The 15790-nt window shown below is 65.7% G+C and carries 12 protein-coding genes; 7 read left to right on the top strand and 5 right to left on the bottom strand.

Features of this window, described 5'->3' with window-relative positions; genetic code table 11:
- Positions 1 to 6: 6 nt before the first annotated feature.
- Together U9J41_RS10230 and U9J41_RS10225 are read left to right on the top strand one after the other, a co-directional pair.
- Positions 7 to 1173 carry a TIGR03088 family PEP-CTERM/XrtA system glycosyltransferase gene (locus U9J41_RS10230; protein ID WP_322402088.1) on the top strand — a complete coding sequence of 389 codons (1167 nt, stop codon included), beginning with the start codon at positions 7 to 9 and terminating at the stop codon, positions 1171 to 1173.
- Positions 1174 to 1215: 42 nt separating this feature from the next.
- Complete coding sequence (locus U9J41_RS10225) at positions 1216 to 3123, top strand: XrtA/PEP-CTERM system amidotransferase (protein ID WP_322402087.1); 1908 nt, start codon at positions 1216 to 1218, stop codon at positions 3121 to 3123.
- Between the two features lie 87 nt (positions 3124 to 3210).
- On the opposite strand, the gene U9J41_RS10220 is transcribed toward U9J41_RS10225, so the two are convergent.
- Both U9J41_RS10220 and U9J41_RS10215 read right to left on the bottom strand, forming a co-directional pair.
- On the bottom strand, positions 3211 to 4449 hold the full coding sequence (locus tag U9J41_RS10220; RefSeq protein WP_322402086.1) for a pyridoxal-dependent decarboxylase, exosortase A system-associated: 1239 nt from the start codon (positions 4447 to 4449) through the stop codon (positions 3211 to 3213).
- Positions 4446 to 6020 carry an acyl-CoA ligase (AMP-forming), exosortase A system-associated gene (locus U9J41_RS10215; RefSeq protein WP_322402226.1) on the bottom strand — a complete coding sequence of 525 codons (1575 nt, stop codon included), beginning with the start codon at positions 6018 to 6020 and terminating at the stop codon, positions 4446 to 4448. Before U9J41_RS10215 ends, U9J41_RS10220 begins: the two co-directional genes overlap by 4 nt.
- Positions 6021 to 6257: 237 nt before the next feature.
- Here U9J41_RS10215 and U9J41_RS10210 point away from each other — a divergent pair, with 237 nt between their 5' ends.
- Positions 6258 to 7346, top strand: a complete 1089-nt coding sequence (locus U9J41_RS10210; protein ID WP_322402085.1) for an acyltransferase family protein — start codon at positions 6258 to 6260, stop codon at positions 7344 to 7346.
- Here U9J41_RS10210 and U9J41_RS10205 read toward each other — a convergent pair.
- Positions 7335 to 8375 carry an acyltransferase family protein gene (locus tag U9J41_RS10205; protein WP_322402084.1) on the bottom strand — a complete coding sequence of 347 codons (1041 nt, stop codon included), beginning with the start codon at positions 8373 to 8375 and terminating at the stop codon, positions 7335 to 7337. The genes U9J41_RS10210 and U9J41_RS10205 overlap by 12 nt on opposite strands.
- Positions 8376 to 8589: 214 nt before the next feature.
- Between U9J41_RS10205 and U9J41_RS10200 the strand changes: the two genes are divergently transcribed.
- Positions 8590 to 9675 (top strand): polysaccharide deacetylase family protein, encoded by a 1086-nt coding sequence (locus U9J41_RS10200; protein ID WP_322402083.1) that lies wholly within the window; start codon positions 8590 to 8592, stop codon positions 9673 to 9675.
- A gap of 26 nt (positions 9676 to 9701) precedes the next feature.
- Here U9J41_RS10200 and U9J41_RS10195 read toward each other — a convergent pair whose 3' ends face one another.
- Entirely contained in the window at positions 9702 to 10715 is a 1014-nt protein-coding gene (locus U9J41_RS10195; RefSeq protein ID WP_322402082.1) for a hypothetical protein, read from the bottom strand.
- Positions 10716 to 11056: 341 nt separating this feature from the next.
- Between U9J41_RS10195 and U9J41_RS10190 the strand changes: the two genes are divergently transcribed.
- Together U9J41_RS10190 and U9J41_RS10185 are read left to right on the top strand one after the other, a co-directional pair.
- Positions 11057 to 12286, top strand: a complete 1230-nt coding sequence (locus U9J41_RS10190; RefSeq protein WP_322402081.1) for an aminotransferase class I/II-fold pyridoxal phosphate-dependent enzyme — start codon at positions 11057 to 11059, stop codon at positions 12284 to 12286.
- The gene (locus U9J41_RS10185) at positions 12283 to 13371 is read left to right on the top strand and encodes a GNAT family N-acetyltransferase (protein ID WP_322402080.1); all 1089 of its coding nucleotides are present in this window, start codon (positions 12283 to 12285) and stop codon (positions 13369 to 13371) included. Before U9J41_RS10190 ends, U9J41_RS10185 begins: the two co-directional genes overlap by 4 nt.
- Here the strand turns inward: U9J41_RS10185 and U9J41_RS10180 are convergent.
- Positions 13325 to 14335 (bottom strand): polysaccharide deacetylase family protein, encoded by a 1011-nt coding sequence (locus U9J41_RS10180; protein WP_322402079.1) that lies wholly within the window; start codon positions 14333 to 14335, stop codon positions 13325 to 13327. The genes U9J41_RS10185 and U9J41_RS10180 overlap by 47 nt on opposite strands.
- Positions 14336 to 14676: 341 nt before the next feature.
- Here U9J41_RS10180 and U9J41_RS10175 point away from each other — a divergent pair, with 341 nt between their 5' ends.
- A complete protein-coding gene (locus U9J41_RS10175; RefSeq protein WP_322402078.1) occupies positions 14677 to 15783 on the top strand; it encodes a glycosyltransferase family 4 protein in 1107 nt (368 codons plus the stop codon).
- The last annotated feature ends 7 nt before the right edge of the window (positions 15784 to 15790 follow it).

The following is a 15790-nucleotide window of genomic DNA, read 5'->3' as shown; positions in this document are numbered from 1 at the left end:
TCGACGATGAACGCGCCCGCACCTGCGCTCACGCCCGCCGGCGTCGACACGCGGCCGCTGGTCGTGCACCTCGTGTATTCGCTCGGCGTGGGCGGCCTGGAGACGCTGCTCGTCGACTGCATCAACCGCATGCCGGCCTGGCGCCACGCCGTCGTCTGCCTGACGGCCTACACGTCGTTCGCCGACCGCATCGCCCGGCACGACGTCGAGCTGCATGCACTCGGCAAGCCGCCCGGCCTCGGCCTCGGCACGCACCTGACGTTCTGGCGCCTGATGCGGCGCCTGCGCCCGACCGTGCTGCACACGTATAACCTGGCCGCGCTGGAATATGCCTTCACCGCCACGCTGGCGGGCGTTCCCGTGCGCGTCCACGCGGAGCACGGCCGCGACGCCAGCGATCCGCACGGCCTGAACCCGAAACACAACTTCCTGCGCCGCCGCCTGGTCCCGTTCGTCGACCGCTTCATTCCCGTGTCCGAAGACCTGAACCGCTGGCTCGGCGACGTCGTGCGCATCCCGGCCGACAAGACCCTGTTCATCAAGAACGGCGTCGACACGGACAATTACGCGCCCGGCGGCACGCCCGCCGCGGACGCGCCGTTTCAAACGGACGACATCGTGATCGGCACCGTCGCGCGCATCCAGGACGTCAAGAACCACCGCGCCCTTATCGACGCGTTCGCGCAGCTGCGCGCCCGCCTGCCGGCGCTGGCGCCGCGCCTGAAACTCGCCATCGTCGGCGACGGCCCGCTGCTGCCGGCGGTGCGCGAACAGGTGGCGAGCCTCGGCCTCCTTGATGCCGTGTGGCTGCCAGGCAGCCGCGCCGACATCGCCGCCATCCTGCACACGTTCTCGGTCTTTGCGCTGCCCTCGCTGGCCGAAGGCACGCCCGTCTCGATGCTGGAAGCGATGGCGTGCGGCCTGCCCGTCGTCGCCTCGCGCGTCGGCGGCATCCCGGAGGTCGTGGACGAGGGCGTCCAGGGCCTGCTGGTCCCGGTCGGCGACGTCGGCGCGCTGACCGACGCGCTGGCCCGCTACGCGCAGGACGCGGCGCTGGCAAGCGCGCACGGCAGCGCGGCGCGCGCGCGCGTGCTGGACCGTTTCAGCCTGCGCGCCATGGTGGCCGCGTACGGCGTCCTGTACGACGGACTGTGCCGAAACAAGGCACACTGACGCGTTACCGTTTCACCCAATCGACAAGCAAGAAAGCAAATCATGTGCGGAATAGTCGGAATCTTTGACACCCAGGGCAACCGGGAGATCGACCGCGAAGCGCTGCGGCGCATGAACGAAAGCCAGCACCACCGCGGTCCCGACGAAGGCGAGCTGTATCTGGAAAAAGCGCTGGGCATGGGCCACCGCCGCCTGTCCGTGATCGACGTGGCCACCGGCCAGCAGCCGTTCCTGAACGCCGCGCGCGACGTGGCCCTCGTGTTCAACGGCGAGATCTACAACTACCGCATCCTGCGCGACGAGTTGATCGCGCTGGGCCACGTGTTCCGCACCAGATCCGACACGGAAGTCGTCATGAATGCCTGGATCGCGTGGGGCGAGGACTGCGTGCGCCGGCTGCGCGGCATGTTCGCGTTCGGCGTGTGGGACCGCAAGAAGCAGACGCTGTTCCTCGCGCGCGACCACGTGGGCGTGAAGCCGATGTTCTATTCGCTGCTGCCCAGCGGCCTGTTCGTGTTCGGCTCGGAACTCAAGTCGATCATGACCTTCCCCGAACTGTCGCGCAAGCTGAACCCGCGCGCCGTCGAGGATTACTTCGCCTACGGCTACGTACCGGAGCCGAACACGATCTTCCACAACGCCTATAAACTCAGCCCCGGCCATTCGATCCTGCTGAAAGTCGGCGACCGCGCGGTACAGCCGAAACGCTGGTGGGACCTCGCCTTCAACGTCGCGCCGGCACGGCCGGAAGCGGACGTCGAGGCCGAGCTGATCGACCGCGTGCGCGAAGCGGTGAAGAGCCAGATGGAAGCCGAGGTGCCGCTGGGCGCCTTCCTGTCCGGCGGCGTCGATTCCAGCGCCGTCGTCGCGATGATGGCCGGTGCCGGGGACGGCACGGTCAGCGAAGGCGTCACCACGTGCTCGATCGGCTTCGACGATCCCGAGTTCGACGAGACGCAATACGCCATGCAGGTGGCGCAGCGCTACCGCACGCACCACCACGCCCAGATCGTCGACAAGGACGACTATGGCCTGATCGACACGCTCGCGCACCTGTACGACGAACCCTTTGCCGACAGCTCCGCGATCCCGACCTACCGCGTGTGCCAGCTGGCGCGCCGCCACGTGACGGTGGCGCTGTCGGGCGACGGCGGCGACGAGAACTTCGCCGGCTACCGCCGCTACCGTTTTTCGATGGCCGAGCACAGCGTGCGCTCGAAGGTGCCGGAAGCGATCCGCAAACCGCTGTTCGGCACCCTGGGCAGCCTGTATCCGAAGGCCGACTGGGCGCCGCGCGTGTTCCGCGCCAAGACGACGTTCGAGGCCATCGCGCGCGACCTCGTCGAGGGCTACTTCCACGGCGTGTCGCGCCTGACCGACCGCCAGCGCAACCTGCTGTTCTCGGATACGTTCAAGAGCGACCTGCAGGGCTACCGCGCGATCGACGTGATGCGCGCGCACGCCGCACAGGCGCCGACGGACGATCCGCTGTCGCTGATCCAGTACCTCGATTTCAAGACCTGGCTGCCGGGCGACATCCTGACGAAGGTCGACCGCGCCAGCATGGCCCACTCGCTGGAAGTGCGCGTGCCGCTGCTGGATCACGAATTCTGCGAATACGCCGCCACCCTGCCCCCGAGCCTGAAACTGCGCGGCGGCGAAGGCAAGTACATCCTCAAGAAGTCGCTGGAGCCGCATCTGCCGCACGACATCATGTACCGGTCCAAGAAGGGCTTTTCGATCCCGCTGGCGGCGTGGCTGCGCGGCCCGCTGCGCACGGCCGTGCGCGAGGCCGTGCTGGGCGCGCGCCTGGTCGATACCGGCATCTTCAACCGCCGCTACCTGGAACAGCTGGTGTCCCAGCACCACGCGGGCACGGCCGACCACAGCGTCGCACTGTGGTCGCTGATGATGTTCGACGCGTTCCTGCGCGTCAGCGCCGGCGCTTAGAACCTGCCCAGGTGGGGTGGGCTCATCGAGCCCACGCGTGACGCCAACACACCGCATGCGTTGCGCGTGGGCTCAGGGGTGCCCACCCTACACCAGCACTTCGAGCGCCGCCGGGTGCCCCAGGAAGGCGCCCGGGCTGGCGGACGGGCCGTAGGCGCCCGACTGGAACACGACGATCAGGTCGCCGACCTGCGCATGCGCCAGCTCCATCCGGTCGGCCAGGATGTCGAGCGGGGTGCACAACGGACCCGTCACGCTGGCCGGGCCACTGTCGACCGGCGCCACGCGGTTGCCCACGGCGACCGGATAATTCTTGCGGATGACCTGCCCCAGATTGCCCGACGCGGCCAGGTGGTGGTGCATGCCGCCGTCCGTCACGAGGAAGACTTCGCCGCGCGAGACCTTGCGGTCGACGACGCGCGTCACGTAGATGCCGCATTCGCCCACGAGGTAGCGGCCCAGCTCCAGCGCCAGTCGCGCCTGCGGCAGCGCCGCGGTCAACTTCTCCAGTTCGGGCGCCAGGCGCGCGGCGATCGGTGCCACGGCTAGGCGTTCTTCGCCCGGAAAATACGGAATGCCGAAGCCGCCGCCGATGTTCACCTGGCGCACCGCGACGGGCGCCGCGTCGGCCAGGCGCAGCGCGAGCCCGATGCTGCGGGCCTGCGCATCGATGATGGCGTCCGCGCGCAGGCTCTGCGAACCGGCGAAGATGTGGAAGCCCTGGAAGTCGACGGCCAGCCCGGCCGCGACGCGCAGCAGGCGCGGCACCTCCTCGGCGTCGATGCCGAAGGGCTTGGCGCCGCCGCCCATCTTCATGCCGGACGATTTCAGTTCGAAGTCCGGATTCACGCGCAAGGCGATGCGCGGCGCGATGCCGAGCAGATCGCCGATGCGCGCGAGGGACACGAGCTCGCGCTCCGATTCGACGTTCACGCACACGCCGGCGGCCACCGCCTGCGTCAGTTCGGCGTCCTGCTTGGCCGGGCCGGCGAAGCTGATGCGCTCGGGCGCCATGCCGGCATCGAGCGCCGTTTTCAGTTCGCCGCCGGACGCGACGTCCAGGCCGTCGACGAGGCCGGCCATGTGCTGCACGAGCGCCGGCATCGGATTCGCCTTGATCGAGTAATGCAGCAGCACGCCTTGCGGCAGCTGGGCGCGCAGGTTGCGCACGCGCTGCGTGCACAGGGCGCGGTCGACCGCGAAGAACGGCGTGCGGCCCACGCGCTGCGCGAGCCGGGTCAGCGGGATGCCGCCGACCTGCAACACGTCGTCGACGACGGAAAAAAGGATCTGCGGCGCGTGGCGCGCGCGGTTACTTGCTGTCATGATGCGTCGTTCGTTTGCAGGGTAAGCCGCAACAGGTTGCGGTCGATCTTGCCGTTCGGGTTGCGCGGCAGCGGGCCGGCGCGCAGATCGATGTGGGCCGGCACCATATAGGCCGGCAGGCGGCGCTTGCATTCGGCCAGCAGCGCGGCGCCGTCGATGACGCCGTCCTCGACGGGCACGGCGATCACGGCGATCGCCTGGCCCAGTTGCGGATGATCGATGCCGAAGGCGGCCACCTCGGCGACGAGACCGGTCGCGTGCAGCACGGATTCGATCTCGGTGGGACTGATGCGGTAGCCGGACACCTTGATCATGTCGTCGCTGCGGCCGATGAAGTACAAATAGCCGTCGGCGTCGCGGCGCACCGTATCGCCCGACCACACCGCCAGTTCCGGCGTGGGCAGGCCGGGGTCCCGGCCGGGCGCGGGACGGAACCGCTGCGCCGTGCGCGCCGGGTCGTTCCAGTAGCCGAGCGCCACGAGCGCGCCGCGGTGCACGAGCTCTCCCGGTTCGTCGGCATCGCACGGGGTACCGTCCGGACGTACGACCAGGATCTCGGCGTTCGGGATCGCGCGGCCGATCGAATCGGGACGGCGCGCCACTTCCGCCGGCGGCAGGTACGTGGAACGGAACGCTTCCGTCAGGCCGTACATCAGGAAGATCCGCGTGTCCGGCAAGACCTCGCGCAGCGCCTGCACCGTCGGCACCGGCATCGCGCCGCCGGAATTCGTGATGAAGCGCAGCGTGCAACCGGCCGGCCACGCCAGGCGCGCCAGCGCGGTCCACAGCGGCGGCACGGCGGCCAGGCCCGTGATGCGCTCGCGCGCGACCATCGCCACGATATCCTTCGGGAACAGGTAGTTCATCAGCACGACGCTGGCGCCGCGCATAAAGGCCGTCGTCAGCTGGGACAGGCCGTAGTCGAAGCTGAGCGGCAGCACGGCGAGCAGGCGGTCGTCGGCGCGCAGGTCCAGGTAGCTCGCGACGCTCTGCGCACCCGCGACCATGTTCCGGTGCGACAGGACGACGCCCTTCGGCTGCCCCGTGCTGCCCGACGTGTACAGGATCGCGGCGACGTCGGTGTCGATGCGGCGGTGCGGCGCCACGTCCACGTCCACGTCCACGCGCGCGGGCCAGGCCAGCACCGGCGGCGTGGCGGATGCGGGCGATACATCGCCGTCGGCCAGCAGCACGGCGCGCACATCGGGGCAGCGTTCGAGCACGGGTGCCAGCTGCGCGAGGCGCTCGGCCGTCGTGGCCAGCAGGCGCACATTGCAGTCGGCGAGAATGTAGGCGACCTGCTCGGGCTTGAGCAGCGGATTGACGGGCACGAACACGCAGCCGGCGGCGGCCGCGCCGAACATGGCGGCCACGTTCTCGATGCGTTTTTCCATGTACACGGCCACGCGCGCGCCGGGCTCCAGTTTCGCATCCAGCAGCAGCGCGGCGACGGCGCGCACCTGCGCGGCGAGCTGCGCATAGCTGCAGCGCTTGTCGCCATAGGCGAGGGCTTCGGCGGCGGGCGTGCGCGCCGCGCTGTCGAACAGGGAGTCGTGGATCAGGTGGTTCATCAATGCCATGGGTTCTGCCGGCGGGCGTGGTCGGGCAAACGCCAATCTTACCAGTTCGTATCCGTCAAGTTGTAGAGGAAGCGCTCGCGTCGTCCCGCTGCGGGCGACAGTGGCCGCGCATCGGACGTAATCGCAACGGATGGCGCCGACGACACGGCGGCTCGTGTTGACTTGGCATGGGAAAGATGCTCTCATTCGTCGTTCAGCTCATCGAGCCATCGACCAAAGAACGACAGCATGAACAAACCCCGCGCGAACGAAATCGATCTGCTGCGTTTCCTGGCGGCGCTTGCGGTCGTCATTTTTCACTATGCGTTTCGCGGTTATGCCGCGCACAGTTCCAGCATGCCCTATCCTCTGCTGGCACCGGTCGCCAAATACGGGTGCTACGGGGTCGAACTGTTTTTCCTGATCAGCGGATTCGTGATCCTGATGAGCGCCTCGAGCGGAAGCCTGAAGCATTTCGTCATCTCGCGCATCGTGCGCCTGTATCCCGCCTTCTGGGTCTGCTGCACCCTGACTTTCCTGATCCTGCTGTTCTTTGGCAGGAACGCGCCCACGCTGGTCCAGTATGCCTCCAACATGACGATGCTGAGCGGTTTCGGCGTCATGCAGAAGATCGCCCCGGTCACGCCGATCGACGGCTCGTATTGGTCGCTGGTCGTCGAGATGCGCTTCTATGCCCTCGTGGCGGTGCTGCTCCTGCTGCGCCAGATCCATCGTGCGGAACTCTTCCTCACCGGCTGGCTGGTCGCGGTCGTCCTGTTCGAGCTGACCGGGATGGACCACCTGCGCGACATCCTGATCGTCGACTATGCCGCTTATTTCATCGCCGGCGCGATGATGTATCAGGTCTGGTCGCATGGAATGTCGTGGTTGCGCCTGGGTGTGATCCTCGGGAGCTGGGCACTGGCCCTGTATGAAAGCTGGATCGGCGTGCCGAAAATCGAAGCGGGCTCGCACACGACGATCGACCGCGGCCTCGTCCTGTTGCTGATCACCCTGTTCTTCGTACTGATGCTGGTGGTGGCGCTCAAGAAGTCCGGCTGGTTCGGCCGCCGCAACTGGATGGTGGTCGGCGCTCTCACCTATCCCCTCTATCTGGTGCACCAGGCCATCGGCTACGTCGTCTTCAACCACTTCTATCCGGGATTAAATCCGCATGGGCTGCTCTGGGGGACGGTGGCCTTGATGATCGCCGTCGCCTACGTGATCAACGTCCACGTCGAGCAGCCCGTCGCGGGCGCATTCAAGTGGCGGTTGAACCGCTGGTGGGATGCCTCGCGCGCCTTGTTCGTGTCGGTCGCCCGTCCCTCACTGGATTGACACCGGCGTTCGCATGCCGCCAAACAGCGGAGCAAGCAACGCCCGGTACCACTTCGTGCGCCGCTCCGTCAGCTCGCCCATGCCCACGACGCCGAGCAACAGCAGGCCAAGGAACGGTAACGCCGCATGCACGCCCAGGCCATTCCAGATCAGGACCGCCAGCGGCACGTGGAACACGTACATCGAGAACGTGAAACTGGACAGGTAGCGTATCGCCGCTTCGCATTTCAGCAGCAGGCCCATGCCGAGCGAACCGGCCGCCAGGAAGTTCAACGCGACGATCAGGCCGAGCAGGAAATCGCCGACGAACTGGTTCGATCCACGCGTGAGGTCCATCGCCTCGGGCCAGATGCCGCGCATGACTTCGCGGATGCGGGCACCCGCGTCGATCCAGAAGAACGCGAGCCCGGCGACGAGCGTGAGCAGGAAAATCCGCAGGGCCGTCTTGCGATCGAGGACCGTCATCTTGCGGTGCAGGTAAACGCCGAGGAGCCAGACCGGCATCATCAAGAGGATCTTGGGGCCCGCGATCACGCCGGCGACCAGCAGCAGCAGGCGGCTGGGGTGATAGCACCAGATGCCAAACAGGATGTAGTACCAGACTTCGTAGTTCAGCGACCAGAACGGACCGTTGTACGGCAGCGCGACATTGGCCCACGTCTGCGCGAGGAAGGTCACGTTCAGGCCGACGTCGAGCAGGTCCGACCCGCGCGTGCCCGCGTACTGCATCGTGTGCACGCCGAATGCGGCCAACGCGATCGAAAGCACGGCCGCACCCAGTACGACGGGATAGATGCGCGCGGTGCGATGGTGCAGGTAGCCGCGCAGTCCGAGCTCGGGACGAGACGCATGCGAAATGACGAAGCCGGACAGCACGAAGAAGATGACGACGGCGGAATGACCGGGCCACGGTAAAGGATACCTGGGGAATACGAGTACCCACAGGTGCGACAGCACGACGATGGAGGCGGCCCCGAAGCGGACCAGATCCAGGTAGACCGACAGGCCGTGGGGGATTTCGCGTTTCATAACAGACATTGCCTCGGACGTGGTTTGACGGCATTGCTACGTGGTAGCCAATCGGGTCAATCATATGTGAAGGACTGGGCCGACGTAAATCATCTATGCATACCAACAAGTTTCGTTGTTTATATGTCACAATCCTATTATCAACACTTATAGGATTTCGACTTAGCGAACTGTAGGAATAGACTTACAGAAATTAAAATTTTTGTAGGCAAATATGCGTACCCAAGTGTGCATCACCGTCGATACCGAATTCAGCATTGCTGGCGCTTTTCGTGATCATGAGGCATTTCCAGTTGCCGAACAGCGAGTCTGGTGCGTAACCGACGGTCAATCGCACGGCCTTGGCTTCATGCTCAACTGCTTTAAGCAATATGGGATCACGGCGACGTTTTTCGTCGAAGTGCTGAATAAGCATTATTTCAAGCACGATCCTATGCGGAAAATTGCCGAGCGACTGCATACTGCGGGGCATGATGTGCAATTGCACCTACACCCGTGCTGGGCCATATTCGGGCACGACGACTGGCGCACGCGTGCGCGCGTGCGCACGACACCGGGACTCGACGCGTTTTTTGGACGCTCGGAAAGCGATTCCCTCCACCTGATCGAGTACGGACTGGAGGCTTTCCATACGTGGCAGCTTCCGGCGCCGACCGTGTTCCGCAGCGGTGGCCTGCAGCATGATGATGTCTTGTACCGGGCACAAGCGCGCGCCGGCATTCCTTACAGTTCTCATGTCGGCGTGGCCGTGTTCGACAGCGGCGATGCGAACTATCGTCTTTACAGCGGTCGGCACGAGCGCCATGGCGTGATCGAGTGCCCGACCCTGTCCTTCCGTGACTGGAAAATTCCCGGAAAAGCGCACCTCAAAACCCTGACCATCACCGGCAGCAGTTTTGCCGAGACACGGATGTTGCTGGAGCAGGCGCATCGCGAAGGCATGGAGCAGGTGGTGATACTGACCCATCCATTCGAGTACGTCCATTCGGTCGACCGGCCCGTGCCCAAGATGCGCCGCCATCATGTGAACCAGCGGCGTCTTGCGAAACTCTGCAAATTCCTGAACGAGAACAGCGATCGGTTTTCGACTTGCGGCATGGCGGCGGCCGCTGCCATGCCGATGCGGACCGAGTCTTCGCGCAACGTGTTACTCGAGGGGAGTTTGCTGAAGGCCCTGCCGCGAATGGTCGAGCAGACCGTCTACGACAAATACGGTACCTGGCGCCTCGACAACCAGGACGGCAACGTTGAAATCGATCCAGGCGTCGAATCCGAGGAACCGTGGATCACCGAGAAATGAACTTCGGATTTTCGCAGGGCGCCCGCTTATGCTTTGGTCTGAAGCAGATACGCGGAGTTGCCGATCACGTCGGTAAGCCGGAAGACCTCGTCGCGATGCAGCAAAAACGCCTTTGCGAGTCCGCCGAATGCCTTGCCATCGCGCTTGCCGGGATAATCCAGCCTGGATGGCTTCTGCCGCAATAAGGACAAGCCATAACGAACCGCCGCGATGCGGCTGATCGACGGCTTGCGTGGACCGCCGAGCTCGACGCGATGCGAGCCGGTGTCCAGGTAAGCGGCAGCAAGCATCGCAGGCTCATCGTACCCAGCTGCATATACCTTGCCTGTCGTACCTCCCAGGCGCGGGTTAACTTCCAGGAAAAACGCGTCACCACTTATTTCGTCAAGGATGAAGTCGTAGTGGAATACGCCGCGCAGACCGATCTCCTGCTCGAATCGCCGGCAGGCTTCGAGCAGGCCTGCCGGCAGCGGGTAAGGACGCAACGCGACGGCCAGCCCGCCCGACTTGATGTCGGTATAAAACGCCTCATGATGGTCCCATGACCCATCCTTGGCCCTGGCCGCATGGACGACCAGGTTGGGACCGGCTACGAAGGATTGGGCAACGATCCTTCCTTCGGGCGATGTCATCCCATGGGCAACCGACAATGCCTGTCCGGCATTGTCGACGAGTTTGGCCTTGAAGGCCGGACGCACCGTACGTGCGATGTCGGGCCGGAGTACGAGCGGTCCCGCTGCGTCGAGCTGTTCGCTGTGCGCGTCGAGCACATGGGTCGGCATCAAAGGCAGGCCTGCCCGGGTTGCGAGCTCCACCTGGCGCACTTTCGATTCGAGTATGCCGTAGACCTCGGGGCTATTGAGCAATAACTCAGTCGCTGCGAAGCTGCCGGCCCGGTGCCGCTCATGCAGTTTCAATGCCAGCGCCTCCGACAGCGTCGTCAAGGCAGTGAGCTTGATCTGCGCGCATTCCTCGGATACCTGACGCAGGACCTCTTCCAGCGGCATGGTCGCCGGATAGAAATAGTATTCGTCAACCAATGCTCTCAGGCTGGGTGGAACGCGCCGTCCGCCCAACTGGAAGAAGACGGTCCGGTAACCAGCCCGCCGCCAGCTGCGCAGACATGCGAGTTGTGCGGGACCGAAAGAACCGAGGACGCCAAACATGCGGGACGATGACATAGCACGACAAGTCGAAGAGGTAAGCAGGAGGGGGCGCCAGTTACTCAGGCAAAAAGATTTTATCACCCATCAATATTAGTGTATATTTTTTTAATGATGGGCCAAGAAAAATAACGGTATCGGACGAACGCCCTGCCCGCCAATGTGACTTGGGTTACACAGCAGGAACTGGAAACCAGAGCGCATGTTATATTAAATGCATGCCGTCAACAACCGCTCCACCATCCGCCCGCCGCGCCATTCCTCCCGTGCCCGTGCTGTCGCTTGCCGCATTCATGGGCGGACGGCGTGCCGCGCTGCCGTCGCTGCTGGACGGCGCGGACGTGCGCCTGGTCACGAGCGGCCGGATCGCGATCGGCCTCGCGCTGCGCGCGCTCGGCGTGGGCGCGGGTGACGTCGTGCTGGTGCCGGCTTACCACAGCCCGTCGATGGTCCCGCCCGCGCACTGGTGCGGCGCCGACGTCGCGTTTTACCGCATCCTTCCGGACACGGCGCCCGACCTGGCCGACATCCAAGCGCACCTTGCCAAAGGCCGCGTCAAGGCGATCCTCGCCACCCACTTCTTCGGCATTCCGCACGACCTCGCGCCGCTGCGTGCACTGTGCGACCGCCACGGCGTCGGCCTCATCGAGGATTGCGCGCACGCCTTCTTCGGTGCGCGCGACGGCGCCGCGGTCGGCAGCGTGGGCGATTATGCGATCGGCAGCACGATGAAATTCTTCCCGATCTATGAAGGCGGCTGCCTGGTGTCGCACCGGCACCGGCTGGACGTCACGTTGCACGGCGCCGGTGCCGGCTTCGAGATGAAAGCGGCGTTGAACGCGCTCGAAGCGGCGTTCGCCTACGGCCGCCTGCCCGTGCTGCGGCTGCTGCTCGCGCTGCCGCTGCGCCTGAAAAGCGCGCTGTGGAACGCGCGCAAATCGCGCGCCGCGAACGGCACTGCCGCGGCATCGCCGGCGCCCGCGCTGGCGCCGTCGTCATCGGACAGCAGCTTCGAGTTCGATGCGCGCTGGACCGACAAGCGTTCCTCATGGTTGTCGCGCGCGGTACTGCGCTGCGTGTCGCCCGCGCGCATCGTCGCGCGGCGCCGGCGCAACTACCAGGAGCTGCAGCGCGCGCTGGACGGCGCGCCCGGCTGCCGCCCCCTGATTGCTCGCCTGCCCGACGGCGCCTGTCCGTGGATGTTCCCGCTGCTCGTCGACCGCCCGCAACCCGTCTTCGAGGCGCTGCAGCGCGCCGGCGTGCCGATGACGCGCTTCGGCGCGAGCTTGTGGCCCGGCGTGGACGCAAGCGTGTGCGCCAACAGCGTGGACCTCGGCCGGCGCCTGATCGCCTTTCCCTGCCACCAGGCGCTGGACGACGCGGAACGGGCCTGGCTGCACGCGCAGGTGCGGCAGGCGCTCGACGCCTGCGCGGCGGTGCCGGCATGAGCGCGACCGGCGCGCGTTGGACCGTCGTCCCTGCGCGCGACTTCGCGCAGCACGCCGCACGCTGGCAGCGCCTGCACGCGGCCGGTCCGGCATCGCCGCTGCTGGCCGTCGACTTCGTGCAGGCGCTGCTCGACGTGTTCGGCACGGGCCGCGAATTGCTGGCCTGGCACGGCGACGACCCGGACGCGATGACGATCGTGACGCCCGGCCGCTGCGGCGTCTGGAACACGTTCCAGCCGGCCCAGGCACCCATCGGCCTGTGGCTGCAGGTCGACACCCGTCCCGCCGACGGGCTGCTGGCGGGTCTGCTGCAAGCCCTGCCCGGTCCCGCGCTGATGGTCGGCCTCACGCAGTGCGACCCGGTACTCATGACGCGTCCCGGCGGCGCGCGCAGCTTCGATTACATCGAGACGGCGCGCATCACGGTGCAGGGCAGCTTCGACGACTACTGGCATGCGCGCGGCAAGAACCTGCGCAGCAACCTGAAAAAGCAGCGCAACCGCCTGCGCCAGGACGGCATCGCCACGCGCCTGGAAATCGTGCGCTCGCCGGAAGACATGGCGGGCGCCGTGGCTGACTACGGCAAGCTGGAGACGAGCGGCTGGAAGGCCACCGAAGGCACGGCCGTCGATGCGGCCAACGCCCAGGGCCGCTTTTATCGCACGATGCTGGAAGCGTTGGCGCGCCGCGGCGCGGCCAGCGTCTATCGCTACTGGTTCGACGGCCCCGCCGGTCCGCACCTGGCCGCGATGGATTTATGCGTCGAAGGCGGCGGCTGCATCGTGATCCTCAAGACGGCCTACGATGAAGCGCTCGGGCCGCAGCTGTCGCCGGCCCTGTTGATGCGCGAGGAAGCGACGCGCGGCCTGTTCGACGAAGGGCGTTTCGGGCGCATCGAATTCTATGGACGGGTGATGGAGTGGCACACCCGCTGGACCGACGAGATCCGCACGATGTACCACCTGAACGGCTACCGCTGGCCGCTGCTGGGCCGCTTGCACGCGCTGGTCGCGCGCACGAAGGGAGCCAGCGCGAGCGTCAGCGCTGCGCCGCCAGCGCCTGCCGCAGCTGCGACAGGCTCATGAATTCTCCGCCGATCTCTTCGCGGAACCACGCGCAGTAATCGTGCACGGTGGCGACCAGGCGTTCCAGGTCCGCCTCGCTGCGCACGTACGGCGTATGGCCCGGCATCAGCGACGGGCTGTGATACGTCAGCGAAAACACCTGGCAGCCGCCGGCGAGCAAGGCATCCGTCAGGCGGCGCATCTCGGCGCCGCTCGCCACTTCGGGGCTCAGGCGCACGCGCTCGAGCGCGCGCGCGCGCGCCAGCACGCCGCCGAGACGCGCGCGCCGCGCCCAGGGGCGCTGGACGACGTCGTATAAACGCTGCCCGAAACGGCGCAGCCAGCCGCAATACCCCGTCGTCACGGGCAGTTCGAGCAGTTCGCGCTTCCCCGCCTGGAACCAGTACGGATGTTCGTCGAAGGCGCGGAAATCCGGCCCGCCGTCGGCGGTGAAGGCGCTGTACGGGACGACGCTCGCATCGACGTCGTAGCCGAGCGAGGCGATCGACTCCGCGGTGTGCGGACCGAGGCCGTAGCGGCCCGCCTTGAACGCGAGCGGCTGCTTGCCGAACGCGTCGACGATGGTCTCGGTGAGGAGGCGCAGCTTGTCGTATTCGAGCTGGCGCGGCAGGTTGCCGCCATACGAATTGAAGTCCGACAGCGTCTCTTCGTAAGGGGGCGATACCCACGGATGCAGGTGGGCGCCGATCTCGCAGCGGCCCGCATCGAGCAGGCGGCGCAAGGTGGCCACGGCGGCCGGCGTCGTCGCGACGGGCCAGTCGACCATGTAGGTGGGGATGATGCCGAATTCGTCGAACACGCGCGCATGCATCAGCGGCTGGCTGGCGATGGACGTGGTCCCGATGGCGCTGCGATTGAACGGCTGATCCCAGGCGAATTCGCCCTCGGTGTCGACGATTACGAGCAGGACCGGACGCTGTCCGGGTGCCAGTTGCGCCGGCACGTGCTGAGCTTTTTTCAACATTACTTGGATCATGCAGCCCGTATCGATGGCACCGTGCGCGCATGGTCGATAACGTTCCACATGAGGCTGCTGCGCACTGAGTTGTTGCCGTTAAAAGTATTGCAATACTAGCACAATGTGTTTGTCGCTCGGAAATCAATCGTGTGGCAAACCGGCCCGTCTTTTCCCGACGGCAGGTTGTGCCGATCCGACAAACGGCGGCAGCGGGCGCGCACGATCACGCTGCACTGCAACATGCGGAATTAATTGATGAGCTATAATTTTGTGCTAAATATTGCAACTTCGCACCAAAACCGGAGTACAGGGTGACAACAGCGGAAAAGCCAGGAGTCGTGTTCACCATGCGCTATCCCGACGATACGGGTTACGTATGGAATTTCACCGCCGCCGTGCGCGATCGGGCAAGTGCCGACCTGCTCGACCGGGCGAACGTATACATGGCGTTTCCCAAGCTGACGGGCAATCCCAGCTACCCGCCGAAAAACCTGCAGCCCGTGCAGCTGGACTGCTACGACACCACGCCGGCCGGCCGGGACGCGATCGAACAATTCGTGCGGGCCCATAACGTGAAAGTCATGGTGTTCATGAGCGCCCTGTCGAACACCGTGTGCCTGGATCTGCTGCGCCGCCTGGGCGTGCGCACGATCAATACGGAAAACGACAGCTTCGACCCGCGCCAGCGCGACGGTGCGGCCAAAAAGATCGCGAAATACCTCATGCGGCGCGTACTGCGCATGCAGCAGCACGACCTGCACCTGGCCAATTCCGTCGCCCAGGAACAGTTCCTGCTGAATTACCAGAAGCTGCCGCGCGACAAGGTGATCCTGATGCGCAATTCGGTCGATTCCGTCAAGTTCCACCCCGGCGACCGGGCTGCGGCGCGCGCCCGGCTGGGCCTCGACCCGGACCGCTTCTGGATCCTGGCGGTCTCGCAGGCGCGCCCGGAAAAGCGCGTCGACCGGCTGCTGCAGGTCGTACGCGACGTGGTCGCCGCGCGTCCAGACCGGCGCGTCGGTTTTATCTACGTGGGCGACGGCCCGCCGGCCGTGGAATGGAAACGGCTGGCGACGGAACTCGGCCTCGGGGATATCTGCGTGTTCGCCGGCCGCCAGGACGACCTCGTGCCGTACTACCGCGCCGCCGACCTGCTCGTGCACGCGGCCGAGCGCGAAAGCTTCGGCAATGCCATCGTCGAGGCCATGGCCTGCGGCATTCCGGTCGTCGCCAGCGCAGCGCTGGGACCGCAGGAAACCATCCTCGACGGCAAGACCGGCGCGGTCATCGGCCTGGACGACTTCGCCGGCTTCACGCAGGCAGTTCTGCGCTATATCGACAGTCCGGAAATAGCAAAAATGCATGGAAACAACGCGCGTGCGCACGTCGATACCGCATATAATGTTGTGCGTCAAAGCAAGGAATTCGCCGCACACATCGCGCGGTTTCTGTGAACGATGC

Origin of the sequence: Massilia luteola, from assembly GCF_034420155.1 — a bacterium.
Taxonomy (GTDB): domain Bacteria; phylum Pseudomonadota; class Gammaproteobacteria; order Burkholderiales; family Burkholderiaceae_D; genus Telluria; species Telluria luteola.
This window is presented reverse-complemented; position numbering and strand designations above follow the sequence as displayed.

What these genes read in the sequence shown, in the direction of transcription:
- U9J41_RS10230 (WP_322402088.1), top strand. Translation starts at nt 7, where the DNA reads ATGAACGCGCCCGCACCTGCGCTCACGCCCGCCGGCGTCGACACGCGG.
- U9J41_RS10225 (WP_322402087.1), top strand. Translation starts at nt 1,216, where the DNA reads ATGTGCGGAATAGTCGGAATCTTTGACACCCAGGGCAACCGGGAGATC.
- U9J41_RS10220 (WP_322402086.1), bottom strand. Translation starts at nt 4,449, where the DNA reads ATGACAGCAAGTAACCGCGCGCGCCACGCGCCGCAGATCCTTTTTTCC.
- U9J41_RS10215 (WP_322402226.1), bottom strand. Translation starts at nt 6,020, where the DNA reads ATGAACCACCTGATCCACGACTCCCTGTTCGACAGCGCGGCGCGCACG.
- U9J41_RS10210 (WP_322402085.1), top strand. Translation starts at nt 6,258, where the DNA reads ATGAACAAACCCCGCGCGAACGAAATCGATCTGCTGCGTTTCCTGGCG.
- U9J41_RS10205 (WP_322402084.1), bottom strand. Translation starts at nt 8,375, where the DNA reads ATGAAACGCGAAATCCCCCACGGCCTGTCGGTCTACCTGGATCTGGTC.
- U9J41_RS10200 (WP_322402083.1), top strand. Translation starts at nt 8,590, where the DNA reads ATGCGTACCCAAGTGTGCATCACCGTCGATACCGAATTCAGCATTGCT.
- U9J41_RS10190 (WP_322402081.1), top strand. Translation starts at nt 11,057, where the DNA reads ATGCCGTCAACAACCGCTCCACCATCCGCCCGCCGCGCCATTCCTCCC.
- U9J41_RS10185 (WP_322402080.1), top strand. Translation starts at nt 12,283, where the DNA reads ATGAGCGCGACCGGCGCGCGTTGGACCGTCGTCCCTGCGCGCGACTTC.
- U9J41_RS10180 (WP_322402079.1), bottom strand. Translation starts at nt 14,335, where the DNA reads ATGTTGAAAAAAGCTCAGCACGTGCCGGCGCAACTGGCACCCGGACAG.
- U9J41_RS10175 (WP_322402078.1), top strand. Translation starts at nt 14,677, where the DNA reads ATGCGCTATCCCGACGATACGGGTTACGTATGGAATTTCACCGCCGCC.